Source organism: Rhizobium chutanense (assembly GCF_002531935.1).
Taxonomy (GTDB): domain Bacteria; phylum Pseudomonadota; class Alphaproteobacteria; order Rhizobiales; family Rhizobiaceae; genus Rhizobium; species Rhizobium chutanense.
This window is the reverse complement of record NZ_NWSV01000004.1, coordinates 193104-218750: the sequence shown is the minus strand read 5'-3', so window position 1 is coordinate 218750 and position 25647 is coordinate 193104. Positions and strand designations below refer to the sequence as shown.

Sequence of the window (25647 nt, the reverse complement as noted above, 5' to 3'; positions counted from 1 at the left end):
TTAATGAGCGGGCGATCTCGTGTGGCACTGTTCCCCTCTCCCCGTCGGGGAGAGGGCAGGGTGAGGGGGCCGCTTGCGCGGAGCCTTCCGAACAAGCAGCCCGCAAACCCTCAAATATCCAGAAACACCGTTTCCTTGGGCCCCTGCAGGTAAATATCGAAATGGCAGGTCGCGCCGTCGCGGGTGGCGATCATCGTTGCGACGCGCTCGCGATGTTCGATGCGCGACAGCAGCGGATCGCCGGCATTGGCCTCCGTCTCCTCCGGGAAATACAGGCGCGTATGCAGGCCGATATTGATGCCGCGGGCGACGATCCAGACGGTGATATGCGGGGCTTGTTTGCGGCCGTCCTTGAAAGGAACGCGGCCGGGCTTGATGGTCTCGAAGCTGTAGACGCCGTCTTCGGCTCGCGTCGGGCAGCGGCCCCAGCCGGTGAAATTCGGGTCGGCGGCGCCGCGCATTTCCGAGGGGCTGTTGTAGAGGCCGGCGCTGTCGGCCTGCCAGATCTCGACGACGGCATCGCGCACCAGGGCGCCGGCGCCGTCCAAGACGCGGCCGGTGACGGTGATGCGTTCGCCGAGCGTCTTGTCGTTGACCATCTGGGTGCCGAGATCGCTGTCATAGACGCCCACTATGTCGCAGAAGTTCGGCGTCAGGCCGATATGGACATAGGGGCCTGCCGTCTGCGACGGGGTTTCCTTGAGATAGCCGAGCTGCTGCATGGTCAATTGCCCTCCAGCCTGTTTTCGAACATCGTCGAGCGGCGGCCGCGCAGCACGATATCGAATTTATAGGCGCGTGAATCCATCGGGATGGTATTGCCCCAGTCGAGCGGCGCGATCAGTTGCTCGATCGCCGCCCTGTCGGGAATGGTGCCGACGATCGGACATTTCCAGATCATCGGGTCGCCCTCGAAATACATCTGGGTGATCAGCCGCTGGGCAAAGCCGTGACCGAAGATCGAGAAATGGATATGGGCGGGGCGCCAGTCGTTGACGCCGTTCGGCCAGGGATAGGCGCCGGGCCGCACCGTGCGGAAATGATAGCGCCCTTCCTCGTCGGTGATGGCGCGGCCGCAGCCGCCGAAATTCGGGTCGATCGCCGCCAGATAGGTTTCCTTCTTGTGGCGGTAGCGGCCGCCGGCATTGGCCTGCCAGAATTCGACCAGCGCACCGGCAACCGGCCTGGCGCGCTCGTCGAGCACCCGGCCGTGGACGATGATGCGTTCGCCGATGGCGCTTTCGCCGGGCTGCGCGTAGTTCAGGATCAGGTCGTTGTCGAGGTCGCCGATGATCGAATGGCCGAAGACCGGGCCTGTCGTTTCGGAGATCGTGCCGTCGAGCGACAGCAGCGCGCGCTGCGGCGCGCGCAGCACCGAGGTTTTGTAGCCGGGGGTCAGGGCCGGCGCATGCCAGGCGCGGTCGCGGGCGAAGAAGGCGCCGGTCTCGGGCTTTTGGTTGGGTCGTTCGGACATGTCTCTCCCTCAGGCCGCCTTCTCGGCGTCCATCTGTGCAAAGGCCTGCTTGGCAATCTTGATCGCGTGGTTGGCGGCGGGAACGCCGGCATAGATCGCCACATGCAGCAGCGCCTCGCAGATATCATCGCGGCTTGCTCCGGTATTGGCGGTGGCGCGCACATGCATGGCGACCTCGTCGTCCTGGCCGAGTGCGGCCAGCAGGGCGATGGTGACGATCGAGCGCTCGCGCTTGGTCAGCGCCGGGCGCGACCAGACATGGCCCCAGGCGGCTTCGGTGATCAACTCTTGGAAGGGGCGGTCGAACTCGCTCGTTGCGGCTGCGGCGCGCTCGACATGGGCGTCGCCGAGCACGGCGCGGCGGGTCGCCATGCCCTGCCGGTAACGCTCGGAAGAGGCGGTCTCGTTCATCGGTTGGTGTCTCCAGGTGGGATGGATGTGAGGAAGGCGCGGATGATCGCCGTCAGCGCCTCCGGCTGCTCGACGCAGGGAATATGGGCGCAGTCGGCGATCACCTCGTAGCGGGCGTCCGGGATCAGCCGCGCCGTCGAGAGCACGAGATCGGGCGGCGTCGAGCCATCCTGGTCGCCGACGATGCAGATCGTGGGAACGGCGATCCTCTTGGCCGCTTCGGTGAAATCGGCGTCGCGGATGGCTTCGCAGGCGGCGATATAACCCTCGACCGGCTGGCGCTTGAGCATGTTGCAATAGCCGGAATAGGCGGTGTTTTCGGGCCGGCGGAAAGCCGGGGTGAACCAGCGCTCCATGATGGCGTCGACGATGCTGCCGATGCCGTCTTTCTCGACGGCGGCGATGCGGGCGTTCCAGCTCTCCGCAGCGCCGATCTTGTGGGCGGTGTCGCAAAGGATCAGCGCGCCGACCAGATCCGGCCGCCGCTGATAAAGCGACTGGGCGATCAGGCCGCCGACCGAGAGGCCGCAGACGACGGCGTTTTTCACCGACAAGAGATCGAGCAGGCCGGCGAGATCGGTCGCATGGTCTTCGATCGAGGAGGGGAGCTGGCCGACATCGGACAGGCCGTGGCCGCGCTTGTCGTAAAGCACGATGGCGAAGTCGCCGGCAAGCCGCACCACGACATCGCGCCAGATACGGAAATCCGTCCCGAGCGAATTGGTAAAGACGATCACCGGCCGGTCGGCAGGCGCGCCGATCACCTGATAATGGATCGTCACGTCGTTTATGCGGGCGAACTGCACTGAAATCTCCTCATCATGTCAGTTCCGTGGGGGTGCCCCTCATCCGGCTGCCGCCACCTTCTCCCCGCTCGCGGGGCGAAGGGACATGCCGCACCCTCTCCGTTCGCACCTCGCTCTCGCAGGGCACGTCCCCTCTCCCCGTTTCTACGGGGAGAGGGTTAGGGTGAGGGGCAGCCCGCTGCGCATTTGGTAAGATAGGGTAGCATTCCAACCACGAAACTGAATGGTTGATCCGGTTAAGTAAAATGATATTTTCAGGCATTTCGATAACCCAGGAGTTATGTGGGCGATGATCGACAGCCGCGTCAAGTTTCGCCATCTGCAGACCTTTGTCGAAGTGGCGCGGCAGAAGAGCGTCATGAAGGCGGCCGAGTTGCTGCATGTCAGCCAGCCGGCGGTGACGAAGACGATCCGCGAGCTGGAGCAGGCGCTGGGAGTTGCCGTCTTCGAGCGCGACGGCCGCGGCATCAAGATCACCCGTTACGGCGAGGTCTTCCTGCGCCATGCCGGGGCGGCGCTGACGGCGCTGCGCCAGGGGCTCGATTCCGTCTCGCAGGAGCAGTTTTCCGATGCGCCGCCGATCCGCATCGGCGCGCTGCCGACGGTGTCGTCGCGGATCATGCCGCGGGCGATGGAACTCTTCCTCAAGGAGCGGACCTGGAGCCGGGTGAAGATCGTCACCGGCGAGAATGCCGTGCTGCTGGAACAGCTTCGTGTCGGCGATCTCGACCTCGTCGTCGGCCGGCTGGCGGGTGCGGAGAAGATGGCGGGCTTTTCCTTCGAACATCTCTATTCCGAGCAGGTGGTCTTTGCCGTGCGTCCCGGCCATCCGCTGCTCGACGGCCGGCAATCGCCCTTTGCCGGTTTCGGCGACTATACGGTGCTGATGCCGACGCGGGGTTCGATCATCCGGCCGGTGGTCGAAAATTTCCTGATCGCCAACGGCGTCTCCAGCCTGCCGAACCAGATCGAGACGGTGTCGGATTCCTTCGGCCGCGCCTTCCTCAGGGCAAGCGATGCGATCTGGATCATTTCCAACGGCGTGGTGGCCGACGATGTCGCCGACGGGCGGCTGGCGCTGCTGCCGGTCGATACCGGCGAAACCCGCGGGCCTGTGGGGTTGACGATGCGGGCCGATGCCGTGCCGTCGGCGCCGCAATCGATTCTGATGCAGACGATCCGCGAGGCGGCAGGGGCGCTTTTCTGAAGCCGGGCTGTTTGAATCCGCTTGCCGAATGCCCAGATTTGGACTATGTCTAATTCAAGACAGGAGTGCCATCATGCAGCATGCGCGACGCACGGAGCACCGGGAAGGCCAGGGGCCGCAGCGGCTGGACCTGGAGCGTTTTGCCCCGGCCAATCGCCGGCGGCTGAGCGCGCCGGCCTTGCGAACCTTCCTGGCAATCGCCGATCTCTGGGGTTTGAGCGAAGAACAGCGGCTGCTGGTGCTCGGCTATCCCTCCCGATCGACCTATCACAGCTGGGCCAAGCAGGCGCGCGAGCACGGGGCTTTCACCCTCGATGTCGATACGCTGACCCGGATCTCCGCCGTGCTCGGCATCCACCAGGCGCTCGGCGTGCTTTTTGCCGATGAACGCGCCGGCGTTGCCTGGCTGCGCATGCCGCATCAGGCGCCGGTTTTCGGCGGGCATCCGCCGCTCGACGTGGTGACCAACGGAACCCAGGACGGGTTGATGACCGTGCGCCGCTTCCTCGATGGCGCCCGCGGCGGTGTCTACATGCAGCCGAACAGGCTCGACGAAACCTTCACGCCTTACGAAGATGCGGACATCGTCTTCCGGTGAGCGACCGTTATGCTCAGGCGCCCCGGCCGTCCTGCCGGCTGATCCCGTCGCAATTTCCGCCGATCGGGCTGTTCGAGACGGTGGCTCGGGCGGCCGATCTCGAAGCGGTGATGGAACTGGTGGGCTGGACCAATGACCGTCTCGTCGCCGACCGCATCCAGCGGCTTCCCAGGGACGAATGGGTTTACGGCACTGCGAATGCCAGCATCGTCATGGCGGCATTCCTGCATGTCGCTCCCGGCGGCATGCGCTTCAACGGTCCCGATCTCGGCGCCTGGTATGCCGCCGACAATCTGAAGACAGCCGCCGCCGAGGTCGGCCATCACCTCCGGCGCGAGAACTTGGCCCGCGGCGTGGCGACGATGGCGCGGACCTATCGAAGCTATTCGGCCACGCTGATCGGCGATTATCTCGACATTCGCGGCGAACAGAGGCTGCGGCCCGATGTCTATGACGGCACCAGCTATGCCGCGTCGCAGGTGCTGGGCGAACAGCTGCGCGCAAGCGGCGGTGCCGGCATCCTCTATGACAGTGTCCGGCTGCGCGGTGGCGTCAACATCGCCGCGCACCGGCCGAAGAACATTCGCGACGTGGTGCAGGCCGATCACTTCGAAATCACCGTTTTCGCCGGCGACCGGCGCATCGACGTCAGGAAGCTTGCGGCCTGATGCGACCGTCGGGCGGTGACGCTCAAACCGGCAGGCGCTCGGCCCATGCCTTTGCCGTCTTCGCCATCGTGGCGAGGTGATCGCCAGCGGAGAAGCCGGAGATCGTCTTGCGCGGCTTGAGGTCGTGGTCGCCGTCCTCGAGCCAGAGAATCTCGATCCGGTCGGAGAGACCATAGCCCGGCACCTCGTCGCGCGTGCCGAATTCGTCGCGGGTTCCCTGGCAGATCAGAGCGGGTGTCGCGAGCCCGGTAAGATGGCCGGTGCGCAGCTTCTTCGGCTGGCCGGGCGGATGGAAGGGATAACCGAGGCAGAGCAGCCCGGCGATCTTTCCCCTGCGATAGAGATCGTCGGCGATCATGCTGGCGACCCGGCCGCCCATCGACTTGCCGCCGATGATCAGCGGGCCGCCGGCGCCGAGTTCGGCAATCGCCGCCTCGTATTCGGGATTGAGCGTTTCGGCCCGCGGCGGCGGCTTGCGGCCCTCCGTCGTGCGCCGCGCCGCCATATAGGCGAATTCGAAGCGGGCCACACGGAAACCGACGCCGGCGAGCGCCTCCGCCGCTGCTGTCATCGACCCCGAATCCATCGGCGCTCCGGCGCCATGCGCAAGAAGGATGGTGAAGCGGGCATCATGGGGGCCTTGAAGCAGAAACCTGTCAGACATCGGCAAAACTGTCCCTTGAAAGTCAGGCCTGAAGGGTCCATATACGGCTCCTGCCTGAAAAATGGATGCGCGCGGTATCGACGTCGTCGAACTGTTCGCTGTCCGACAGGATAAGGGCGCTCCCCGCAAGGGTCGAGCGCCCTTTTTGCTTTTCGGATATCGGCTGGAGTGACGGCCTTGGGTTCATGCTGGTGCGATAGGGATCAACTCCCACCATATTCTGTATAGCACTTCGGAATCCCGAAATTGGCTGCATCATTGAAAACACTGCATATTTTTCTGCGGCGACGGCGCTGAAAACGCGGCGCATTTCGGAATCCCGAAGCGGGGGAATTTCGGGATTCCGAAGTGGGATTTTTTTCGCGCCGCCGTTTTCCTCGCTGCTGCCGTTCTCGCGGCAAGAAGATCATCCCGTCTCCCGCGTGCTCGCCGTTAGAAAATCGATGAAGGTGCGGACCTTGGCCGAGAGATATTTGCGGCTTGGATAAACGGCGTAAAGTGTGCTGTTGAAGCCGAGCGTGATGGCCGGCAGCACGATTTCCAGCCGGCCGGCTTCGATATCCTGCTCGGCCATCCATGTCGGCAGGAAGGCGAGGCCCATGCCGCGCAGGGCCGCCAGGTGCATGATGGTCTCGTTGTCGCTCAGCATCACCGTGCGGAAGGTGATCTTATGTGGTCCGTCCGGACCTTCCAGCGACATGCTGTCCCCGAGGTTGACGCCGGAGTAGCGAAGCAGGGCGTGGCCGTTGAGTTCGGCGACGTTCTGCGGGCGCCCGGTTCGCTCGAGATAGTCAGGCGAGGCCATCAGACGGAACTGGACATTCGTCAGTGGGCGAGCGACGAGGCCCGGATCGAGCCGGTCTTGCGACGTTGCCCGCAGCGCCAGATCGAAACCTTCGTCAACCAGATTGACCAGCCGGCCGCTGAGATCCAGATCCAGGCAGACGTCGGGATAGCGCCGGTTATAGGCTGCCAGCATGTCTGTAAAATAGCTGGTGGCCGCCCAAACCGGCGCACTCAATTTCAGGGTACCGCGGGGCGCCACCGTCACATTGCCGATGGCGTCTTCCACCTCGTCCAGCCGTTCGAGCATCTCCCGGGTCTGGGTGAAATAAAGCCGCCCGGTCTCCGTCAGGCTGACATGGCGGCTGGTTCGGTTGAGCAGCCGTGTCCCCAGCCGGTTCTCGAGCTGCATCACATGCTTGCTCGCCATTGCCGGTGAAACGCCCAAGCGATCGGCGGCAGAGGTGAAGCTTTTCAGTTCGGCGACGGTGCAGAACACCCGCAGGCTCGTCAAAGTGTCCATCGATCATCAACATCCAGGAAATGGTTCTTCAATATTTGTCACATTGATCAATGGTAGAGAAAAAATCAAAGTCTTCCGCAACAGACACCCATCGAAGCCCCGCCGATGCTCGCGGCCATGATGCGAAGGACAATTCCGGTGACAGATTCTCGACTCCCGACCTATTTCATCAGCCATGGCGGCGGCCCCTGGCCCTATATGACCGGCGAATTCCGCCGCAACTTCGACGTGCTCGAACAGTCGCTGGTCGACATGCGCGCCGAACTCGGCAGCGCGCCGAAGGCGATCCTGGTGGTCTCGGGTCATTGGGAGGAGGACGGTTTTGCCATATCGTCGGGCGCCAAGCCCGGCATGGTCTACGACTATCACGGCTTTCCGGAACACCTCTATCATATCACCTACAATGCCCCCGGTTCGCCCGAGCTGGCAAACCGCGTACAGCAGCTGCTTCACGCAGGCGGCGTCGAAGCGGCGCTCGATCCGACGCGCGGTTACGATCACGGCACGTTCAGCATCATGAAGCCGCTCTACCCGGAAGAGAACATCCCTATCGTGCAGCTTTCGCTGGATGCGGGTTACGATCCGGCGCTGCACATCAGGGTCGGCCGGGCGCTGGCGCCCTTGCGTGACGAGGGCGTGCTGATCATCGGCAGCGGTCTCAGCTATCATAACCTTTCGGCCATGCGCGGCACCGGCGGATACGAGCCCTCCCGCCGCTTCGACGCCTGGCTTCGGGAAACACTGGTTCACACGCCCGCCGACAAGCGCACCGAGCGGCTGATCGAGTGGCAGCAGGCGCCGGCCGCCCGGGCGGCGCATCCGCGCGAAGACCACCTGATCCCGCTGATGGTGGTGGTCGGCGCTGCCGAGAACGAAGCCGGTGCCACCACCTATCACCAGAAGGACTTCGCCGGCGGGCTCACCGCATCGAGCTTCCGTTTTGGCGACGTCCCCTCAACCCCCCAATCCCATGGAGATGCGCAATGACCAGCGAAAGCTTCAAGCCGATCGTCTACCTCAAGGAAAACTGCCCCTTCTGTCTCAAGGTACGCCTCTTCCTTCTGGAATCGGGACTGGCCTCGGAGGTGGAAAGCCGCGACTTCGCTGCTGGAACCGAGCAGGAGGAGGCGATCCGCGCCGAGCTTTCGCCGCATCTCGACAAGGTGAGCTTTCCCTCGGCACAGCTCGAGCCCGGCCGCTATATCGCTGAATCCGACGATATCATTGCATTTTTCGCAGCGAAGGCCGGCCGCGATCCCACGGGCATGACGGTCTATCGGAACTATGTCGATGGGGTCTTCGCCATGTCGATGAAGCTCTGGAAAGAAAACCAGGAACTCAAGAAGGCGGCGTCGGCCGCCTGACCTCCCATCAACCTCTTTGGAGAAACTCGATGATCAATACCGGCAAATGGACGCCATACGTCCTCGCACTTCTGCGCATCATGGCGGCCTTACTCTTCCTCGAACATGCCACCATGAAGTTTCTGCAGTTTCCGGGTCCGATTCAAGGCGTACCCTATCCGCTGCCCGCCCTCCTGCTGGTTGCAGGCGCAATCGAGGTGATCACCTCTGCTCTGATGCTCGTCGGATTTCAAACGCGCATCGCCGCATTCATCGCTTCGGGCGAAATGGCTGCCGCCTACTTCATGGGCCACATGCCCTATGGCTTCTGGCCGGCGCTGAACATGGGCGAAGGCGCCATCCTGTTCTGCTTCATCTTCCTCTACATCGCCTTTGCCGGCGGCGGAGCCTGGACGCTCGACAATGCGCGGCGTCCCGCCACGGCCTGAGACGGCACTATCCGGAAATCACACATGCCCGGCAGCCGGGCATGTGCCAAACGAGACGAAAATTCTGGAGACCTGCAATGAAAGCGGCACTTCTCAAATCCTACGGTGATATCGATCAGTTCGAAATCGCGGATCTTCCGGCGCCAAAGCCCGGACCGGGCGAAGTCCTGATCAAGATCGAGGCTTCCGCCGTCAATCCTTTCGATCTCATCCTCCGCCAGGGCTTCATGGCCCAGTATATTCCGCTTCCATTGCCGGCAGTGCTCGGCGGTGACGCCGCCGGCACCCTCTCGGCACTCGGCGAAGGCGTGACCGGGTTTGCGGTCGGCGACCGGGTTGTCGCCGATTTTGCCGCCAACGGCAAAGGCGCCCATGCGGAATATGGCGTCGTTCCCGCCACATCGATCGCAAGGCTGCCGGCTGCACTCAGCTTCGAGCAGGGCGCCTCGCTGGTCAAGGCAGGTCTGACCGGCCGGCAGACCGTCGAAGCGCTCGGCGTCAAGGCCGGCGACCGGGTTCTCGTGTCCGGCGGCCTCGGCACGGTGGGACGGTCCGCCATCCAATATCTCAAGCAGATCGGCGCCAAGCCGGTTGCCGGCGTCCGGCCCGAGCGGCTAAACGAAGGCCGGGAACTGGCGGGCGAGGCGCTCGACATCACCGTTGCCGCCGCAAGCCCGAGCTTCGACTATGCGATCAGCACGGCTGGGCCGGTGGCCGGCAACCTCATCGGCCATGTTCGCGACGGTGGCACGGTTGCGAGCATCGTTCCGGTGCCGGACGGCGCCAATGCCGGAGGCCGGGTTATCGTCCGTGAACTCTACCATCGCACCGATGCGGCCATGCTCGACGCCGTTCTGGCATCCGCCGCCAGCGGTGACCTGGTGATCCCGATTTCCCACACCTTCCCCCTGGAGCAGATCGGCCTTGCCCAGAGCGCGGTTGCGGCAGGGGCTCCCGGGAAGGTCGTTCTCAAACACTGAGAGACAAAGACACGGCCCGGCGCCACGCGGAGGACAGCACCGGCATGAGGTTCTTCATGCCGGTCAATTTTTCGCACCGGCGCTGTCGATTTTCGCATCCTCCGATCGTCATGCTAACAATGTGCCGGAATTCCCTTTGCGGCTTCAGCACGTTCTTGGCGCGTCAGAGACGCGCGGCAACCGAAGGAGGATAGGTCATGGACAACAGGCATCTGGTCCCCGCCGCCGTGCTGGCGGCAAAGAATGGCGTAAAATTTCCCAATGAGAGCGAGGAGTATCGCATCGCCCGCGACGCGCTGCTCGCCGAAGAGATCGAATTGCGCCGGCATATCGAGCGCGTCGCGAGACAGCGCCGGGCGCTGCCGCCGGGCGGTGAGGTGAAGAAGGACTATCGCTTCGAAGGCGCTGCCGGGCCGATAAGCTTCAGTGAACTCTTCGCCGACAAGGACACGCTGGTCGTCTACAGCTATATGTTCGGCCCCGAGCGCGAGCGCCCATGCCCGATGTGCACCTCGCTGCTGTCGGCCTGGGACGGCGAGGTGCCGGACATCCAGCAGCGCGTCGCCCTTGCGGTCGTTGCCCGCTCGCCGATCGGAAAGCTGCTTGCCTTCAAGAAGGAACGCGGATGGCATCACCTGCCGCTCTATTCCGACCTGACGGACGACTACAGCCGTGACTACCACGCCATCGGCACGGGCGGCAGCGATGAGCCTGCCTACAACGTCTTCACCCGCCGCGACGGCACCATCCGCCATTTCTGGGGTGGAGAGATGGGCGGTGTCACCGCCGATCCCGGCGAGGACCCGCGTGGCGCCCCCGACTTGATGCCGCTCTGGACGGTGATCGACACGACGCCGGAAGGCCGGGCGCCGGACTGGTATCCGAAGCTGTCCTACTGAATTGCTCCAAGGCAGGCCGCTCCGTCAGCCGGTGGAGCGGTTTCTCGACGTCTCGACCCATTCGATGTTGGCGACCGCGGCTTCCGGCAGCGGCGGCGGGTCGACATCGTAGACATAGCCGGCGAGCATGTCGGCGGCGCGTTCCGCCGCCTTGATCTTTGCCTCGGTTTCCGCGACCGCCTTGGAAATCGCTTCGATGCGGGCGCGGAACATGTGGGCGAGCACATCGCGGCCGGACTGTTTTTCGAGCCGCTCCAGATGCAGGCCGATGCGCGAGGCGTGGCGCTCCAATTCGCTCTTGCTGAACCGCGCCTTGCGCAGTTCTTCGGAGAGACTGTCCTGCATGACGGCGACGGGATCGAAACTTCCGGGGGCGCGCTCGTCGAGCACCGCGTCGGTGACGAGCTTCTCGATCAGCACGAGCGCCTGCAACTCGGCGGCGTCGGCGAATTCGACATCGTAGCCGGTGTCGTCGTAAACCTTGCGGCGGACCGGATCGAGAAGCAGCCCATAGGCTTTCTGCAAAATGTCGAAGGCTTCCGTATCGCCTCCCGAATCGGGATGGGCGACCTTGGCAACGCGCCGATAGGCGGCCTTCACCTTCGCCTCGTCTGCATCGCGGTCAACGCCGAGAATTTCGTATGGATCCGTCACGCCTGCTCCCCTGCTGCCCGAATGCCGGGGCAGTCTAGGTCTTCTTTTGCATCACAAAGGCAAAGTTTAGACCGAAAGGAGGAATGACGTCCATGGTCTGACATGAGAATGCTCGATGCGGTGGCCTCGACCATTCCTCGATTGTCTAGATTTTTCAATCTTTTATGTGGCGATCAGCCTGTGATGATCGAGGCGAGATAACATTTGGCGTCGCCGTCGATTTTTAGTTCGGTTCCGGCCGCATTCTCGATCAGCAGCGCATCGCCGGCCGCAAGCCCGCCGGTCTCGTCGTTCCACCGGAATGATAATGTGCCGCTATGGCAGAGGAACAGGCTTGTCGTCGAAGACAGCGGCACGATCTTACCGCCATCTACTTCGATTTGACTGAGTGCATGAGCAAGCCCGTTACGGCGCGTCATGACGTTGAGATCGGTGATCGCGCCATCCTGGAGCCTGGCGGCGACCGGGATATCCGCCGGGAAGGCCAGGGGATCGCTTGCCGTCGTCAGCAGCGCCGGCGCGCTGCCTTCGATATCGAGCACCATGCCGTTGCCGTCGAGGATTGCCAACGTCCGGTCGATGCCGGGGAAGATCGAAAACGGACCGTCGGTTGCGACGGTCGCCATGCTGACGCGCCAGTCGAAGCCGGCAAGGCCGGCATCTTCCGGCGAAACGGCGATCTCCACCGTTTCGCCGCCGCCGTTTTTCCACGGCATGCGCTTGTGATCGGCAGCGCGCAGGATCCTCACCGGGTTCAGTTCCCGAGAATGCCGGGGAGGCGCAGGCCCTTGTCCCGGGCGCAGTCCAGCGCAATGTCGTAGCCGGCATCGGCGTGGCGCATGACGCCGGTCGCCGGGTCGTTCCACAGCACCCGCTCGAGCCGCTTTGCCGCATCATCGGTGCCATCGGCGCAGATGACGACGCCGGAGTGCTGAGAAAAGCCCATGCCGACGCCGCCGCCGTGATGCAGCGATACCCAGGTGGCGCCCGAGGCGGTGTTGAGCAGGGCGTTCAGCAGCGGCCAGTCGGAGACGGCGTCCGAACCGTCCTTCATCGATTCCGTCTCGCGGTTCGGCGAGGCGACGGAGCCGGAATCGAGGTGATCGCGGCCGATGACGATCGGCGCGGACAGCTCGCCGTTTCTGACCATTTCATTGAAGGCCAGAGCCAGGCGATGACGATCGCCGAGGCCGACCCAGCAGATGCGCGCCGGCAGGCCCTGGAAGGCAATGCGCTCCTTGGCCATGTCGAGCCAATTGTGCAGGTGGGTATTGCCGGGCGTCAGCTCCCGCACCTTGGCATCGGTCTTGTAGATATCTTCCGGATCGCCGGACAGGGCGGCCCAGCGGAAGGGGCCGATGCCGCGGCAGAACAGCGGTCTTATATAGGCCGGCACGAAGCCCGGGAAGGCGAAGGCGTTTTCGAGGCCCTCTTCCTTGGCGACCTGACGGATATTGTTGCCGTAATCGAGTGTCGGAATGCCGGCATTCCAGAAGGCGATCATCGCTTCGACATGTTCGCGCATCGAGGCGCGGGCGGCCTTTTCGACAGCCTTCGGATCGCTTTCGCGCTTGGCCTTCCATTCGGCCATCGTCCAGCCCTTCGGCAGATAGCCGTTGATCGGGTCGTGGGCCGAGGTCTGGTCGGTGACCATATCGGGGCGGATGCCGCGGCGCACCATTTCCGGCAGGATTTCGGCGGCGTTGCCCAGCAGGCCGACGGATTTGGCTTCACCAGCCTTGGTCCAACGGTCGATCATTTCGAGCGCTTCGTCGAGCGTCTCGGCCTTGGCATCGAGATAGCGGGTGCGCAAGCGGAAATCGATCGAGTCGGGATTGCATTCGACGGCCAGGCAGCAGGCGCCGGCCATGACGGCGGCGAGCGGCTGGGCGCCGCCCATGCCGCCGAGGCCGCCGGTCAGGATCCACTTGCCCTTGAGATTGCCGCCATAATGCTGGCGGCCGGCCTCGACGAAGGTCTCGTAGGTGCCCTGAACGATGCCCTGCGTGCCGATATAGATCCACGAGCCGGCCGTCATCTGGCCGTACATGGCAAGGCCCTTCTTATCCAGCTCGTTGAAATGATCCCAGGTCGCCCAATGCGGTACCAGGTTGGAATTGGCGATCAGCACGCGCGGCGCATCCTTGTGGGTCCGGAACACGCCGACCGGCTTGCCGGATTGGACGAGCAGCGTTTCTTCTTCCGTCAGCGTCTTCAGCGTCGCGACGATGCGGTCGAAATCTTCCCAGGTGCGGGCGGCACGGCCGATGCCGCCGTAGACGACCAGCTCGTTCGGGTTCTCGGCGACATCGGGATCGAGATTGTTCATCAGCATGCGCAGCGGCGCTTCGGTCATCCAGCTCTTGGCATTGAGTTCATTGCCGCGGGGCGCGCGGATTTCGCGGATATTATGGCGTGGATTGGTCATGGCGGTTCCCCTGTTCTCAGGTTTCAATCTTCAGCGTTTCAGGCCCGGGGCGATCTGTTCGATGCGCACCAGAATGTCTTTGAGATGGACGCGAAGCCTGTCGGCCTTGGCGGCGTCATAGGCGAAGGGCGGTGCCTCGGTCTGCAGATGGGTGGATTGCGCCAGCTCCATCTGGATCGCGTGCACGCCGGTCTCGGGCCGGCCATAATGGCGGGTCGTCCAGCCGCCCTTGAAGCGACCGTTGAGCACGCTGTCATAGCCTTGCGCCGCTTCGACGACGGTCAGCGTCGCCTGCGCGATGGCGCTGTCGCAGGTCTTGCCCAGATCCGTGCCGATATTGAAATCCGGCAGCTTGCCTTCGAACAGGAAGGGAATATGCGAGCGGATCGAGTGGCAATCATAGAGGATCGCCACACCATGGATGGCTCTGACGCGCTCGATCTCGGCAGCGAGGGCCGCATGATAGGGCGCATGAAAATCCCGCAGCCGCGCCGCAATGTCTGCCTCATCAGGCGCCTGCCCGTCCTTCCAGATCGGCTTGCCGTCGAAGTCCGTTTCCGGAACGAGGCCGGTGGTGTTCTGGCCGGGATAGAGGCTGACGCCTGCCGGATCGCGGTTGGCGTCGATCACGTAGCGGTGGAAGGTAGCGCGCACCGTCGTAACGCTGTCGAGCAGGCCGTCATAGAGGTGGTGGATGTGCCAGTCGGTATCGGCAAGGATCCGGCCGTTGTCGTTGAGGCGGCCGTAAATCGCGGGCGGGACCTCGGTGCCGGTATGGGGGAAGCCGAGGATGACGGGCGAGGTGCCCTGGCGGATTTCGTATGGTGCGGTCATGGGCAAAGCGCTCCGGTGTCTGGGGCGCTACCCCCCTCTGTCCTGCCGGACATCTCCCCCACAAGGGGGGAGATCGACTCGCGGATGGAATCTGCCCAAACAATTGACGCTGGAACGAGCGGGTCCGCCCAGCCGATCTCCCCACCTGTGGGGGAGATGCCCGGCAGGGCAGAGGGGGGTACCAAGTCCAGAACCATCACGATCAACCCTCCAAAACCGGCAATATGCCCGTTGAAACCGAGCCGTTCAGCGCCCCTGTCGCCACCAGTTCGGCGGCGGCTTCAAGGTCCTTTGCCATGTAGCGGTCGACATCAAGCGTCGGCACCTTGCCGCGGATCGCGGCGATCGCTTTCTCAAGCTCCGGGCTGGTCGCCAGCGGCGCGCGCAGTTCGACGCCCTGGGCGGCGGTCAGCGCCTCGATGCCGATGATGGCGAACAGGTTCTCGGTCATGCCGAGCAGGCGGCGGGCGCCGTGGCAGGCCATCGAGACATGGTCTTCCTGATTTGCCGATGTCGGCGTCGAATCGACCGAGGCCGGGTGCGACATCTGCTTGTTCTCGGACATCAGCGCCGCCGAGGTGACCTCGGCGATCATCAGGCCGGAATTCAGGCCCGGCTTCTTGGCGAGGAAGGCCGGCAGGCCGTAGGAGAGGGTGGGATCGACCAGCAGCGCGATGCGGCGCTGCGAAATCGCGCCGATCTCGCAGACGGCAAGCGCGATCTGGTCGGCGGCGAAGGCGACGGGTTCGGCGTGGAAATTGCCGCCGGAGACGACGGAATTGTCCGACAGCACCAGCGGATTGTCGGTGACCGCATTGGCTTCGATCTCCAGCGTGCGGGCGACCGAGCGCAGCAGATCGAGGCAGGCGCCGTCGACCTGCGGCTGGCAGCGGATGCAATAGGGATCCTGCACCCGCTCGTCGCCCTCGATATGGCTCTGGCGAATGACGGAGTTTTCGAGCAGTGCGCGCAGCGCCGCCGCCGTGTCGATCTGGCCCTTATGGCCGCGCAGCGTGTGAATGTCCGGATGGAAGGGCGCCGAAGAGCCCATGGCGGCATCGGTCGACATGGCGCCGGTGATCAGCGCCGCCTGGGCGGCGCGATGGGCGCGGAACAGGCCGGCGAGCGCCAGCGCCGTCGAGGTCTGGGTGCCGTTGATCAGCGCCAGGCCTTCCTTGGCGGCGAGCACCACCGGTTTCAATCCTGCTCTTTCCAGAGCTTCGGCGCCCGAGAGCCGTTCGCCGGCGAAGAAGGCTTCGGCCTCGCCCATCATTACCGCCGCCATATGGGCGAGCGGGGCCAGATCGCCGGAGGCGCCGACCGAGCCCTTTTCCGGGATCAGCGGGATGACGCCTTTTTCCAGCATGCCTTCGATCAGCCGCACCAGTTCCAGCCGCACGCCGGAGGCGCCGCGTCCGAGCGAGACCAGCTTCAGCGCCATGATGAGGCGGACGATATTGTCGGGCAGCGGCGCGCCGACGCCGCAGCAATGCGACAGGATGAGATTGCGCTGCAGGGTGGCGACATCGGCGCTGTCGATCTTGATCGAGGCGAGTTTGCCGAAGCCGGTATTGATGCCGTAAACCGGCGCATTGCCGGCGGCGATCTCGGCGATGCGGGCGGCGGCCTTGTTTATGCCGGCATCGAAGGCGGGATCGAGCCTTGCCGGCTCGCCCGTCCAGTAAATGATTTCCAGATCCTTGAGCGAGACGGAGCCCGGGTGGAGCGTAATGGTCATCGGCCGTTCCTTTCGCCCTTGAAGAGACGCGTATGCAGTGGATTGAAGCCGATGCGGTAAACGAGCTCGGCAAGGCTTTCGATATTCCAGACGGCGAGGTCGGCGGATTTGCCGGGTTCGAGCGTTCCGGTCTCGCCGAGCAGACCGAGCGCGCGGGCGCCCTCGCGGGTGGCGCCGGCGATGCATTCCTCGACGGTGAGGCCGAAGAGCGTCGCCGACATGTTCATGGTCAGCAGCATCGAGGTCAGCGGCGAGGTGCCGGGATTGCAGTCGGTGGCGATGGCGATCGGCACGCCTGCCCGCCGCAAGGCCTCGACCGGCGGCTTCTGCTTCTCATGGATGGCGTAGAAGGCGCCGGGCAGCAGCACGGCGACGGTGCCGGAAGCGGCCATTGCCGCAATACCATCCTCGTCGAGATATTCGAGGTGATCGGCCGAAAGCGCGCCGTAGGAGGCGGCGAGCCTGGCGCCGCCGAGATTGGAGAGCTGTTCGGCATGCAGCTTGACCGGCAGGCCGAGCGCCTTGGCCTTGTCGAAGACGCGGGCGATCTCGGCGGTGGAAAAGGCGATGCCCTCGCAGAAGCCGTCGACGGCATCGGCAAGACCGAGATTGAACATGTCGTCGAGACCGGGCAGGACGACATCGTCGAGATAATCGCTGTTGCGGCCCTTATATTCCACCGGCGTCGCATGGGCGCCGAGATAGCTGGTGGCGACGCGCACCGGCCTGACATGGCCGAGCAGGCGGGCGCTCTGCAGCATCTTGACTTCGCCGCTACGGTTCAGCCCGTAGCCGGACTTCACCTCGATCGTCGTCACACCTTCGGCAAGCAGCGTATCGAGCCGCGGCAGCGCTTCGGCGACCAGTTCTTCGACCGACAGCGCATTGGTCGCCTTGACAGAGGAGACGATGCCGCCGCCGGCGCGGGCGATTTCTTCATAGGTGGCGCCGGCAAGGCGCATCTCGAATTCGCGGGCGCGGTTGCCGCCGTGAACGATATGGGTGTGGCAGTCGACGAGGCCGGGCGTGACCCAGCGGCCTTCGAGATCGACGATCTCGGACTGTTCGATGGCCGATGCCGGCAGATCGCTTTCGGCGCCGGCAAAGGCGATGCGGCCGTTTTCGACCAGGATGGCGCCCTTTTCGACGATGCCGAGCCCTGTTTTCTCAGGGGCAAGCGTGGCGAGCCGCGCATTGCGCCAAAGCACCGGCCGGAGGTCGGCGGATGGGGTTTCGTCTGAAAAATTGTTCCCGGTCATCAGCTTTGCGCCTTTCCTTATGTCAAAACATGTATATACATATTCGACAGGTGACAAGAGAAATTTTGCGCGCTTTTCTGGAAAAGAAAGATCGGCGGCGCGACAAGAGGAGAGGGAAGGCCATGACCACACTTCACGCAGACACGGCATTGACCCCGCAGGGCTGGCAGAAGGACGTGCGGCTGACGCTCGACGCCGGGCGCATTGCCCGGATCGAGACCGGTATTGCCGCCGCGCCCGGCGATGAGCGCCATGCTCTCCTCGTTCCCGCCATGGGCAACCTGCACAGCCATGCCTTCCAGCGGGCGATGGCCGGCCTTGCCGAAGTGCGCGGGCCTGCCAATGACAGCTTCTGGAGCTGGCGCACGGTCATGTACAAGTTTGCCCTGGCGATGACGCCGGAGCATGTCGAGGCGGTCGCCGCCAAGCTCTATGCCGAGATGCTGGAAGCCGGCTTTTCCCGCGTCGGCGAATTCCACTATCTCCATCATGACAGGGACGGCGGCGCCTATGCCAATATCGCCGAGCTTGCCGAACGCATCGGTGCGGCGAGCGCAGAGACCGGCATCGGCCTGACGCTTTTACCGGTCTTCTATGCCCATTCCGGCTTCGGCGGGGCTGCGCCGATCGACGGCCAGCGGCGTTTCATCAATTCGCTCGAAAGCTTCGAAAGGCTGATGGAGGGATGCCGGGCGGTAACCGGCCGGCTCGACGGCGCCGAACTCGGTCTGGCGCCGCACAGCCTGCGTGCCGCAACCCCGGAGGAGCTGGCAAGGCTGGTGCCGATGGCGGGCGACGGCCCGATCCATATCCATGTCGCCGAGCAGGTGAAGGAGGTCGAGGACTGCATCGCCTGGTCCGGCGCGCGGCCGGTGGAATGGCTGCTCGATCACGCGCCTGTGGATCAGCGCTGGTGCCTGATCCATGCGACGCATATGACCGAGGACGAAACGCGGCGGATGGCGAAAAGCGGCGCGATTGCCGGCCTCTGCCCGATCACCGAAGCCAATCTCGGCGACGGCGCCTTTGCCGCGCCGCTCTTCCTCGAAGAGGGCGGGCGTTACGGCATCGGTTCGGATTCCAACGTGCTGATCTCCGTGCCGGAGGAATTGCGCCAGCTCGAATATTCGCAGCGCCTGGCGCTGCGCGCCCGCAATGTCGTCGCCGTTCCCGGCGGCTCGACGGCGCTTTCGCTGTTCACCCATGCGCTTGCCGGCGGCGGTGCCGCGCTGAAAGCGCCGACCGGTCTCGTCGAGGGCCATCACGCCGACCTCGTTTCGCTCGATACGTCTGCCGTTCCCTATCTCTCGGGAGACCAGATCCTCGATCACTGGCTGTTTGCCGGCGGCGTTTTCGTCGATTGCGTCTGGGCACGCGGCCGCAAGCAGGTGGAAGGCGGCCGCCATGTCGGGCGCGAGGCCATCGACCGGCGTTTCCTCGCCGCGATGGGCGAATTGCTGGCGGCCTGAAAAAGCGCTTTTCCTTTCAAGACATTCGATCTAGAGCGGGAGATCAATCGGAGCGTGGCGATGAATCCAAGCAAGGATTTCACCTTGCACCAGCGTATCCTCGGCGAGATCGAGGGCCGTATCGTCTCGGGCGAATGGCCGCCGGGGCATCGTATTCCCTTCGAGGTCGATCTCGCCACGCAGTACGACTGCTCGCGCATGACGGTGAACAAGGTGCTGACCCAGCTCGCCAAGGCCGGCCTGATCGAACGCCGGAAGAAATCCGGCAGCTTCGTCACCCAGCCGCAGGCGCAATCGGCCGTTCTCGAAATCCACGACATCAAGGCCGAAGTGCAGTCGCTGAACCTGCCCTATTCCTATGCGGTGTCGAAGAAGGCGAGCCGCAAGGCCAGGGCGGAAGACAGAAGCCGGCTGGAACTGCCGGTGGCGTCCTCGGTCGTCGAGGTGGTCTGCATCCACAATGCCGGGGCGCGGCCCTTCTGCCTGGAGGAGCGGCTGATCAGCCTTGAAACCGTGCCTGAGGCGGCGGATGCCGATTTTCTGACGGTGGCGCCAGGACCGTGGCTGCTCAACCAGGTGCCGTGGAGCACGGCCGAACACCGGATTCACGCCATCTCAGCCGGTGCTGACGTGGCCGCAGCCCTCGACATTGCCCGCAACGCCGCCTGCCTGGTGGTCGAACGCCGCACCTGGAGCGGCGCCGGACCGGTGACCCATGTGCGCTTCACTTATCCCGGCGATCGCCACGCATTGGTGGCGCGGTTCACGCCGGCATCGCAATAGTCCAATGTTCCATATACAACATGGGGACTGTTTTCATTCCTCGAACATCTTGCCGCTGCGCGCTTCGAGCCGGTAGCGATAGCCGGGATAGACGAGGCGGGCGGTGGAGACCACCTGTTTTGCCGACCATGTCCGCCGGCGGATCGTCAGGCACGGTTCGGTCTTCAAAATGGTCAGCAGCTTGCATTCCCAGGCCTGCGGCATTGCCGCCTCGACGACGTGTTCGGAGCCGCTGAGCGGGGCGGCGGCCGTCAGATAGGCGTTCGGCGTCAGGGTGGTGAAATCCTGGTCGAGATATTCGGGCGCGGCCTCCGGATGGACGAAGCGGTCTTCGATCTGCACCGGAACGCCGTTTTCGCTGTGCACGATCAGCGAGTGGAAGACCGCCGCGCCGATCTCCAGTTCGAGCGCGTCGGCGATCTCGGGAGAGGCGGTTTCCCGGGCGAGAACGACGACGGACGCCTCATGGATATGGCCGCGTTCGGCAATTTCCTCGGCGATGTTGCGGACCTCGAACAGCGCCGAATAACCCTTGCGCTCGGCGACGAACGAGCCGACGCCCTGGATGCGGACGAGTTCGCCTTCATTGGCAAGCTCGCGCAGCGCCCGATTGGCGGTCATCTTGCTGACGCCGAGTTCGACCACCAGCTCGTTTTCCGACGGCACGCGGTATTTCGGCGGCCATTCGCCGCTGTGAATGCGGTCGAGGATCACCTGCTTGACGCCGGCATAAAGCGGCGTGCTATCATTTTCCGCCAGCTCGCGCTTCATTTCCCCGGAACGCTTCATTGCCTATTCCTTTTGCACGAATGGAATTCGCCACATAAACCGACTTTCCTCTTGCATATCACAAAATATCTCATATGGTACCATATACAACCTCCCAATCGGTCCTTGCAGCAAAAACAGGACAGGAGAGGGCAAGCCGGCGAAGATCGGCGCGGTGCCGCAAGGTCTGTTTCAACTCCAGAGGAGAATTCATCAATGAAATTCAGCACAATCCTGTTTTGCGGCGTCGCCGCTCTTTCCGCCTTCGCAGCACCCGCATTCGCCAAGGACTGGACGAAGGCAACCATCACGCTCGAAGGCGCCTATGCACCGTGGAACCTCACCAATGCCGACGGCACGCTCGGCGGCTTCGAGCCGGAGCTTGCCAAGGTGCTGTGCGAACGCGCCAAGATCGAATGCACGCTGGTTGCCTCCGACTGGGACGGCATGATCCCGGCGCTCAACGCCGGCAAGTTCGATGTCATCATGGACGCGCTGTCCATCACCGACGAGCGCAAGCAGGTGATCGGCTTCACCATTCCCTATGCCGCCACCCCTGCCGCCTTCGCCACCGCCAAGGACAGCCCGCTGGCCAAGGCCGCCGGCACCGGCGCCACGATCAAGATGACGCCCGGCCAGACCGGCGTGAAGGAAATCGATGCGCTGAAGGCCGCCTTCAAGGGCAAGACGATCGGCATCCAGGCAGCGACCGTCTATGCCAAGTTCGTCTATGACAATTTCGGCGACATTGCCGAGATCCGCGAATACAAGACCGGCGCCGACCGCGACCTCGACCTGCAGAACGGCCGCATCGACCTCGGCTTCGACGATGCCGTCTATTTCGCCAACGCGTTCAAGTCCGCCAATGATACGCTCGATTTCACCGGCCCGGAGATCGTCGGCTCGATCTGGGGCGAGGGCGAAGGCCTCGGCATCCGCCAGGCCGATACGGATCTGCGCGACAAGTTCAATGAGGCGATCAAGTCGGCGCTCGCCGACGGCACCGTCAAGAACCTGTCGATGAAGTGGTTCAACGTCGACGTCAGCCCGCAGCAATAAGCGTTTCGGCCTGTCGGCCGCAAACGCCTGTCTCCGGCTTTATGGCCGGAGACAGCATGTTATTGTCACACAAAACACTGCCGCGGACGGGGAACGGACGATATGGCAAGTTTGGAACTGCTTGGCTTCGGCTCGACCGGATGGGGCGCGCTGCTCATTCTCGCCACCGTGATGACGCTCGCCGTCACGGCGACGGCGCTGGCGATCGGCGCGGTGCTCGGCGCGATCGTCGCATTCGCGAAACTCTCCGGCAATCCCCTCCTTGTCACGCTCGGCAATATCTATACGACCGTGTTTCGCGGCGTGCCGGAACTGCTGATCATCTATCTCATCTATTTCGGCGGCTCCTCGGCCGTCACCTCGATCGGCAAGGCGATGGGTTATGAGGGCTTCCTCGGGCTGCCTTCCTTTGCCGCCGGCGCGCTTGCCGTCGGCATCATTTCCGGCTCCTATCAGGCGGAGGTGTTCCGCGGCGCTTACCTTGCCATCTCCAAGGGGGAGCTCGAGGCGGCGTCCGCAATCGGCATGCATCGCGGCCTGCGCTTTCGCCGCATCATCATGCCGCAGGTGCTGCGGCTGGCCATTCCCGGCCTCGGCAATGTCTGGCAGCTCAGCCTCAAGGATTCGGCGCTGATCTCCGTCACCGGCCTTGCCGAACTGATGCGCACCAGCCAGGTGGCGGCGGGCTCGACCCGGCAATATTTCCTGTTCTTCATCGCCGGCGGCTGCCTCTATCTGATCCTGACCAGCCTTTCCGACCGCATTTTCAACGGTGCCGAACGCCGCGCCAACCGCAGCATGCCGGCATCGGCCATGGGCCAGGCGTAAGGAGGCGACGATGGATTTCACCTTTCTTGCTTCGACCATGGTGACGCTGCTGAAGGCGGTGCCGACGACGCTGATCCTGTTTTCGCTGTCGATCTTCTTCGGCGGCCTGCTCGCCCTCGTCATCGTCTCGATGCGGGTCAGCGGCAACAGAGTGCTTTCGGGCTTCGCCAAGGGCTATATCTTCGTCTTCCGCGGCTCGCCGCTGCTGATCCAGATGTTCCTGGTGTTCTACGGCCTTGGCCAGTTCGGCGTCATCCGCTATTCCTTCCTCTGGCCGTTCCTGCGCGAGCCGATGGTCTGCGCCATCCTGTCGCTGGCGCTCTGCACCGCCGGTTACACGGCCGAGATCTTTCGCGGCGGCATCCGCGCCGTGTCGCCGAAGGAGATCGAGGCGGCGCGCTCGATCGGCATGTCCGGCTTCCTGCTGGTGCGCCGCATCCTGGCGCCGATCGCCTTTCGCCATGCGTTGCCGGCCTATTCCACCGAGATCGTGCTGATGATGAAATCGACGGCGCTCGCAAGCCTCGTCACCGTCTGGGAGGTCACCGGCGTCGCCCAGCGGCTGATCTCGCAGACCTACCGCACGATGGAAGTCTTCCTCTGCGCGGCGATCATCTATCTCGTCCTGAACTTCATCATCCTGCAGGGCATGGCCCTGCTCGAATATTCGCTCTCCCGACACCGCCGCGCAGCCCCGCAGGCGCTGAAGGCTTGAGGCGAACCTCAAATCGATTGGAGCAATCATGCCAGGCGTTACCCGACTTTCGGTCCGCAATATCCGCAAGAGCTTCGGCACGCACGAGGTCCTGCGCGGCATTTCCCTCGATGCCGAGGACGGCGACGTGATCTCGCTGCTCGGCGCCTCCGGCTCCGGCAAATCGACCTTTCTGCGCTGCATCAACATGCTCGAAACCGCCAGCGACGGCGAGATCTGGGTCGACGGCGAGCATATCGAGATGGTTCACAAGAACGGCAAGACCAAGCCGGCCAGCCAGAAGCAGGTGGACCATATCCGCTCCGAACTCGGCATGGTCTTCCAGTCCTTCAATCTCTGGTCCCATATGACGATCCTGCAGAACGTCATCGAAGGTCCCGTTCACGTGCTGAAGCGGCCGCGCGCCGATTGCATCGCCGAGGCCGAGGCGCTGCTCGAAAAAGTCGGCATTGCCGACAAGCGCCATGCCTATCCCGCCCATCTCTCCGGCGGCCAGCAGCAGCGCGCCGCAATCGCCCGCGCTTTGGCGATGAAGCCGAAGGTCATGCTCTTCGACGAGCCGACCTCGGCGCTCGATCCGGAACTCGTCGGCGAGGTGCTGCGCGTCATGCGCGCGCTGGCCGAGGAAGGCATGACCATGCTCGTCGTCACCCATGAGATGAGCTTTGCCCGCAACGTTTCGAACCGCGTCGTCTTCATGCGCGAGGGGCTGATCGAAAGCAGCGGCAAGCCGGACGAGATGTTTACCGGCGGCGCTACGCCCGCCTTCCGCCAGTTCATCGGCCATTTCGGAAGCGGCCAATGACGATCACGATCGATCAAGTGCTGACCTGGCGCGACGTCGCGCGCGTCGGGGCAGGGGAGGCGCTTGCGCTGTCGCCGGCCGCCTGGGCGCGGGTCGAGCAGGCAAGCCGCATCGTCGCCAGCATCGTTGAAACAGGCGTGCGCGCCTATGGCGTCAACACCGGCGTCGGGGCACTCGCCGATACCGTCGTCGATCGCGCCTCGCAGAGCCTGTTGTCGCGCAGCATCGTGCTGAGCCACGCCTGCGGCGTCGGCCCGTTGCTGCCCGCCCATGAGGTGCGCGCCGTCATCGCCGCGCAGATCGCCAATTTCGCCCATGGCCATTCCGGCGTGCGGCGCGAGATCGTCGAGCATCTCGTGGCCCTGCTGGCGCATGATTGCATTCCCGACGTCCCGTCCAAGGGCTCGGCGGGTTACCTCACCCACAATGCCCATACCGCGCTGGTCCTGATCGGCGAAGGCAGCGCCACGCTCGGCGGCGAACGCAGGAGCGGCCGCCAAGCACTGGCGGCGATCGGCCTCGAACCGCTGGTGCTCGGCGCCAAGGAGGGGCTGAGCCTCGTCAACGGCACGGCCTGCGCCACCGGCTTGACCGCCACCGCACTTTTGCGCGCTGAGCGGCTGCTCGATTGGGCCGATGCGATCGCGGCGCTGACGCTGGAAGCGGCAGGCTGCCAGATCGCCGCCTTCGACGCGGCGGTGCTGAAGCTGCGCCCATCCGCCGGCATCGAAAAGGTCGGAGCGACGCTGCGCGCCCGCCTCCAGGGCAGCGGCCTTGTCGCCGCCGCCTTCGGCCGGCGCACCCAGGATGCACTCAGCCTGCGGTCGGTGCCGCATGCCCATGGTGCCGCCCGCGACGTCTTCGACAATTCCGCCCGCATCGCCGATCAGGAACTTGCCTCGGTGACGGACAATCCGGCTGTCTCAGGCACGCCGGAACAGCCGATCGTCTCCTCCGAGGCGCACGCCGTCGCGCCGGCGCTCGGCCAGGCGGCCGATAGTCTGGCGGTTGCGCTGGCGCAGATCGGCGCGATCAGCGAAAGGCGCATGGACCGGCTGGTCAATCCGCTGGTCAGCGGCCTGCCGCCGTTTCTGGCGAGTGACGCCGGCAGCCATTCCGGCTTCATGATCGCCCAATATACTGCAGCGGCGCTCAGCAACGAGAATCGCCGCCTTGCCGCGCCCGCGGCTATGGATGGCGGCCTGACCTCCGGCCTGCAGGAGGATTTCCTCGCCCATCCGACAGCCGCCGCCGGCAAGCTGCTCGCGGTCATCGACAATGCCGAATATATACTGGCGATCGAGCTGATGGCGGCTGCCCAGGCACATGATTTCCTGGCGGCGACGGCGCCGCGGGCAGCAGGCACGGATCTCGTCTATCAGGCCGTGCGGCAGCGTATTGCCCATTATGGCGACGAGCGGCCGCTCAATAGCGATATCGAGACCGTGCGCAGCCTGATCCGCGAGACCGCCCCGCCGGCGATGGATTGAATCGGGCAGACC

At 64.1% G+C, this 25647-nt stretch carries 29 protein-coding genes; 15 read left to right on the top strand and 14 right to left on the bottom strand.

Going from position 1 to position 25647, the window contains the following annotated elements; translation table 11 throughout:
• Positions 1–110: 110 nt before the first annotated feature.
• Genes pcaG through pcaD form a run of 4 tightly spaced genes read right to left on the bottom strand, consistent with a single transcriptional unit; the run spans position 111 to position 2691 of the window.
• Positions 111–722 (bottom strand): protocatechuate 3,4-dioxygenase subunit alpha, encoded by a 612-nt coding sequence (pcaG, locus tag CO666_RS08395; RefSeq protein ID WP_097611605.1) that lies wholly within the window; start codon positions 720–722, stop codon positions 111–113.
• A gap of 2 nt (positions 723–724) precedes the next feature.
• Positions 725–1474: a protocatechuate 3,4-dioxygenase subunit beta gene (pcaH, locus tag CO666_RS08390; protein WP_097611604.1), complete on the bottom strand. Its 750-nt coding sequence runs from the start codon at positions 1472–1474 to the stop codon at positions 725–727.
• Between the two features lie 9 nt (positions 1475–1483).
• Positions 1484–1885 carry a 4-carboxymuconolactone decarboxylase gene (gene pcaC / locus CO666_RS08385; RefSeq protein WP_097611603.1) on the bottom strand — a complete coding sequence of 134 codons (402 nt, stop codon included), beginning with the start codon at positions 1883–1885 and terminating at the stop codon, positions 1484–1486.
• Positions 1882–2691, bottom strand: coding sequence for a 3-oxoadipate enol-lactonase (pcaD, locus tag CO666_RS08380; RefSeq protein WP_097611602.1), 810 nt, complete (start codon positions 2689–2691; stop codon positions 1882–1884). Before pcaD ends, pcaC begins: the two co-directional genes overlap by 4 nt.
• Positions 2692–2980: 289 nt before the next feature.
• On the opposite strand from pcaD, the gene pcaQ reads away from it, so the two are divergent.
• The 3 genes from pcaQ (at position 2981) to CO666_RS08365 (ending at position 5164) form a co-directional block, all read left to right on the top strand.
• Positions 2981–3898 carry a pca operon transcription factor PcaQ gene (gene pcaQ, locus CO666_RS08375; RefSeq protein WP_097611814.1) on the top strand — a complete coding sequence of 306 codons (918 nt, stop codon included), beginning with the start codon at positions 2981–2983 and terminating at the stop codon, positions 3896–3898.
• Positions 3899–3971: 73 nt separating this feature from the next.
• The gene (locus CO666_RS08370; RefSeq protein ID WP_097611601.1) at positions 3972–4496 is read left to right on the top strand and encodes an MbcA/ParS/Xre antitoxin family protein; all 525 of its coding nucleotides are present in this window, start codon (positions 3972–3974) and stop codon (positions 4494–4496) included.
• Positions 4493–5164: an RES family NAD+ phosphorylase gene (locus tag CO666_RS08365; RefSeq protein WP_097611600.1), complete on the top strand. Its 672-nt coding sequence runs from the start codon at positions 4493–4495 to the stop codon at positions 5162–5164. The genes CO666_RS08370 and CO666_RS08365 overlap by 4 nt, the downstream gene beginning before the upstream one ends.
• Before the next feature lie 22 nt (positions 5165–5186).
• On the opposite strand, the gene CO666_RS08360 is transcribed toward CO666_RS08365, so the two are convergent.
• From CO666_RS08360 to CO666_RS08350, 3 genes are all read right to left on the bottom strand, one after another.
• Positions 5187–5828, bottom strand: coding sequence for an alpha/beta hydrolase family protein (locus tag CO666_RS08360; protein ID WP_097611599.1), 642 nt, complete (start codon positions 5826–5828; stop codon positions 5187–5189).
• Between the two features lie 22 nt (positions 5829–5850).
• On the bottom strand, positions 5851–6138 hold the full coding sequence (locus CO666_RS08355) for a hypothetical protein (RefSeq protein WP_097611598.1): 288 nt from the start codon (positions 6136–6138) through the stop codon (positions 5851–5853).
• Between the two features lie 96 nt (positions 6139–6234).
• Complete coding sequence (locus tag CO666_RS08350) at positions 6235–7134, bottom strand: LysR family transcriptional regulator (protein ID WP_097611597.1); 900 nt, start codon at positions 7132–7134, stop codon at positions 6235–6237.
• A gap of 138 nt (positions 7135–7272) precedes the next feature.
• On the opposite strand from CO666_RS08350, the gene CO666_RS08345 reads away from it, so the two are divergent.
• From CO666_RS08345 to CO666_RS08325, 5 genes are all read left to right on the top strand, one after another.
• Positions 7273–8121, top strand: coding sequence for a DODA-type extradiol aromatic ring-opening family dioxygenase (locus tag CO666_RS08345; protein ID WP_097611813.1), 849 nt, complete (start codon positions 7273–7275; stop codon positions 8119–8121).
• A complete protein-coding gene (locus CO666_RS08340; protein WP_097611596.1) occupies positions 8118–8498 on the top strand; it encodes a glutathione S-transferase N-terminal domain-containing protein in 381 nt (126 codons plus the stop codon). Before CO666_RS08345 ends, CO666_RS08340 begins: the two co-directional genes overlap by 4 nt.
• Before the next feature lie 29 nt (positions 8499–8527).
• Entirely contained in the window at positions 8528–8926 is a 399-nt protein-coding gene (locus tag CO666_RS08335) for a DoxX family protein (RefSeq protein WP_097611595.1), read from the top strand.
• 77 nt (positions 8927–9003) lie between these two features.
• Entirely contained in the window at positions 9004–9906 is a 903-nt protein-coding gene (locus CO666_RS08330; protein WP_097611594.1) for an NADP-dependent oxidoreductase, read from the top strand.
• 197 nt (positions 9907–10103) lie between these two features.
• Positions 10104–10805 carry a DUF899 family protein gene (locus CO666_RS08325; RefSeq protein WP_097611593.1) on the top strand — a complete coding sequence of 234 codons (702 nt, stop codon included), beginning with the start codon at positions 10104–10106 and terminating at the stop codon, positions 10803–10805.
• A 24-nt stretch (positions 10806–10829) separates the two neighbouring features.
• Here CO666_RS08325 and CO666_RS08320 read toward each other — a convergent pair whose 3' ends face one another.
• The 6 genes from CO666_RS08320 to hutI all read right to left on the bottom strand — a co-directional run bounded on the left by CO666_RS08320 (position 10830) and on the right by hutI (position 17718).
• Positions 10830–11459, bottom strand: a complete 630-nt coding sequence (locus CO666_RS08320; protein ID WP_097611592.1) for a J domain-containing protein — start codon at positions 11457–11459, stop codon at positions 10830–10832.
• Between the two features lie 173 nt (positions 11460–11632).
• Positions 11633–12208 carry a HutD/Ves family protein gene (locus CO666_RS08315; RefSeq protein WP_097611591.1) on the bottom strand — a complete coding sequence of 192 codons (576 nt, stop codon included), beginning with the start codon at positions 12206–12208 and terminating at the stop codon, positions 11633–11635.
• A gap of 5 nt (positions 12209–12213) precedes the next feature.
• On the bottom strand, positions 12214–13887 hold the full coding sequence (hutU, locus tag CO666_RS08310; RefSeq protein WP_097611590.1) for a urocanate hydratase: 1674 nt from the start codon (positions 13885–13887) through the stop codon (positions 12214–12216).
• 30 nt (positions 13888–13917) lie between these two features.
• Positions 13918–14721, bottom strand: coding sequence for an N-formylglutamate deformylase (gene hutG, locus CO666_RS08305; RefSeq protein WP_097611589.1), 804 nt, complete (start codon positions 14719–14721; stop codon positions 13918–13920).
• Between the two features lie 202 nt (positions 14722–14923).
• Complete coding sequence (gene hutH, locus CO666_RS08295) at positions 14924–16459, bottom strand: histidine ammonia-lyase (protein ID WP_097611588.1); 1536 nt, start codon at positions 16457–16459, stop codon at positions 14924–14926.
• Positions 16456–17718: an imidazolonepropionase gene (gene hutI, locus CO666_RS08290; RefSeq protein WP_097611587.1), complete on the bottom strand. Its 1263-nt coding sequence runs from the start codon at positions 17716–17718 to the stop codon at positions 16456–16458. Before hutI ends, hutH begins: the two co-directional genes overlap by 4 nt.
• A 122-nt stretch (positions 17719–17840) precedes the next feature.
• Here hutI and CO666_RS08285 point away from each other — a divergent pair, with 122 nt between their 5' ends.
• The gene (locus CO666_RS08285; protein ID WP_097611586.1) at positions 17841–19187 is read left to right on the top strand and encodes a formimidoylglutamate deiminase; all 1347 of its coding nucleotides are present in this window, start codon (positions 17841–17843) and stop codon (positions 19185–19187) included.
• 60 nt (positions 19188–19247) lie between these two features.
• On the top strand, positions 19248–19970 hold the full coding sequence (gene hutC, locus CO666_RS08280) for a histidine utilization transcriptional repressor HutC (RefSeq protein ID WP_097611585.1): 723 nt from the start codon (positions 19248–19250) through the stop codon (positions 19968–19970).
• 33 nt (positions 19971–20003) lie between these two features.
• On the opposite strand, the gene hutC (CO666_RS08275) is transcribed toward hutC (CO666_RS08280), so the two are convergent.
• Complete coding sequence (gene hutC / locus CO666_RS08275; RefSeq protein WP_097611584.1) at positions 20004–20759, bottom strand: histidine utilization transcriptional repressor HutC; 756 nt, start codon at positions 20757–20759, stop codon at positions 20004–20006.
• A 195-nt stretch (positions 20760–20954) separates the two neighbouring features.
• On the opposite strand from hutC (CO666_RS08275), the gene CO666_RS08270 reads away from it, so the two are divergent.
• From CO666_RS08270 to CO666_RS08250, 5 genes are all read left to right on the top strand, one after another.
• Positions 20955–21797 carry a transporter substrate-binding domain-containing protein gene (locus tag CO666_RS08270; protein ID WP_097611583.1) on the top strand — a complete coding sequence of 281 codons (843 nt, stop codon included), beginning with the start codon at positions 20955–20957 and terminating at the stop codon, positions 21795–21797.
• Between the two features lie 102 nt (positions 21798–21899).
• Positions 21900–22625, top strand: a complete 726-nt coding sequence (locus CO666_RS08265; protein ID WP_097611582.1) for an ABC transporter permease — start codon at positions 21900–21902, stop codon at positions 22623–22625.
• A 10-nt stretch (positions 22626–22635) separates the two neighbouring features.
• Positions 22636–23340, top strand: a complete 705-nt coding sequence (locus CO666_RS08260) for an ABC transporter permease (protein ID WP_097611581.1) — start codon at positions 22636–22638, stop codon at positions 23338–23340.
• Positions 23341–23368: 28 nt separating this feature from the next.
• Positions 23369–24145, top strand: coding sequence for an ABC transporter ATP-binding protein (locus CO666_RS08255; protein WP_097611580.1), 777 nt, complete (start codon positions 23369–23371; stop codon positions 24143–24145).
• On the top strand, positions 24142–25635 hold the full coding sequence (locus CO666_RS08250; RefSeq protein WP_097611579.1) for an HAL/PAL/TAL family ammonia-lyase: 1494 nt from the start codon (positions 24142–24144) through the stop codon (positions 25633–25635). The genes CO666_RS08255 and CO666_RS08250 overlap by 4 nt, the downstream gene beginning before the upstream one ends.
• The last annotated feature ends 12 nt before the right edge of the window (positions 25636–25647 follow it).

Excerpts from the sequence above, each read along its gene's own strand:
- pcaG (WP_097611605.1), bottom strand. The coding sequence starts at position 722 with ATGCAGCAGCTCGGCTATCTCAAGGAAACCCCGTCGCAGACGGCAGGC.
- pcaH (WP_097611604.1), bottom strand. The coding sequence starts at position 1,474 with ATGTCCGAACGACCCAACCAAAAGCCCGAGACCGGCGCCTTCTTCGCC.
- pcaC (WP_097611603.1), bottom strand. The coding sequence starts at position 1,885 with ATGAACGAGACCGCCTCTTCCGAGCGTTACCGGCAGGGCATGGCGACC.
- pcaQ (WP_097611814.1), top strand. The coding sequence starts at position 2,981 with ATGATCGACAGCCGCGTCAAGTTTCGCCATCTGCAGACCTTTGTCGAA.
- CO666_RS08370 (WP_097611601.1), top strand. The coding sequence starts at position 3,972 with ATGCAGCATGCGCGACGCACGGAGCACCGGGAAGGCCAGGGGCCGCAG.
- CO666_RS08360 (WP_097611599.1), bottom strand. The coding sequence starts at position 5,828 with ATGTCTGACAGGTTTCTGCTTCAAGGCCCCCATGATGCCCGCTTCACC.
- CO666_RS08355 (WP_097611598.1), bottom strand. The coding sequence starts at position 6,138 with ATGCGCCGCGTTTTCAGCGCCGTCGCCGCAGAAAAATATGCAGTGTTT.
- CO666_RS08350 (WP_097611597.1), bottom strand. The coding sequence starts at position 7,134 with ATGGACACTTTGACGAGCCTGCGGGTGTTCTGCACCGTCGCCGAACTG.
- CO666_RS08340 (WP_097611596.1), top strand. The coding sequence starts at position 8,118 with ATGACCAGCGAAAGCTTCAAGCCGATCGTCTACCTCAAGGAAAACTGC.
- CO666_RS08335 (WP_097611595.1), top strand. The coding sequence starts at position 8,528 with ATGATCAATACCGGCAAATGGACGCCATACGTCCTCGCACTTCTGCGC.
- CO666_RS08330 (WP_097611594.1), top strand. The coding sequence starts at position 9,004 with ATGAAAGCGGCACTTCTCAAATCCTACGGTGATATCGATCAGTTCGAA.
- CO666_RS08325 (WP_097611593.1), top strand. The coding sequence starts at position 10,104 with ATGGACAACAGGCATCTGGTCCCCGCCGCCGTGCTGGCGGCAAAGAAT.
- hutU (WP_097611590.1), bottom strand. The coding sequence starts at position 13,887 with ATGACCAATCCACGCCATAATATCCGCGAAATCCGCGCGCCCCGCGGC.
- hutG (WP_097611589.1), bottom strand. The coding sequence starts at position 14,721 with ATGACCGCACCATACGAAATCCGCCAGGGCACCTCGCCCGTCATCCTC.
- hutH (WP_097611588.1), bottom strand. The coding sequence starts at position 16,459 with ATGACCATTACGCTCCACCCGGGCTCCGTCTCGCTCAAGGATCTGGAA.
- hutI (WP_097611587.1), bottom strand. The coding sequence starts at position 17,718 with ATGACCGGGAACAATTTTTCAGACGAAACCCCATCCGCCGACCTCCGG.
- CO666_RS08285 (WP_097611586.1), top strand. The coding sequence starts at position 17,841 with ATGACCACACTTCACGCAGACACGGCATTGACCCCGCAGGGCTGGCAG.
- hutC (WP_097611585.1), top strand. The coding sequence starts at position 19,248 with ATGAATCCAAGCAAGGATTTCACCTTGCACCAGCGTATCCTCGGCGAG.
- hutC (WP_097611584.1), bottom strand. The coding sequence starts at position 20,759 with ATGAAGCGTTCCGGGGAAATGAAGCGCGAGCTGGCGGAAAATGATAGC.
- CO666_RS08270 (WP_097611583.1), top strand. The coding sequence starts at position 20,955 with ATGAAATTCAGCACAATCCTGTTTTGCGGCGTCGCCGCTCTTTCCGCC.
- CO666_RS08265 (WP_097611582.1), top strand. The coding sequence starts at position 21,900 with ATGGCAAGTTTGGAACTGCTTGGCTTCGGCTCGACCGGATGGGGCGCG.
- CO666_RS08260 (WP_097611581.1), top strand. The coding sequence starts at position 22,636 with ATGGATTTCACCTTTCTTGCTTCGACCATGGTGACGCTGCTGAAGGCG.
- CO666_RS08255 (WP_097611580.1), top strand. The coding sequence starts at position 23,369 with ATGCCAGGCGTTACCCGACTTTCGGTCCGCAATATCCGCAAGAGCTTC.
- CO666_RS08250 (WP_097611579.1), top strand. The coding sequence starts at position 24,142 with ATGACGATCACGATCGATCAAGTGCTGACCTGGCGCGACGTCGCGCGC.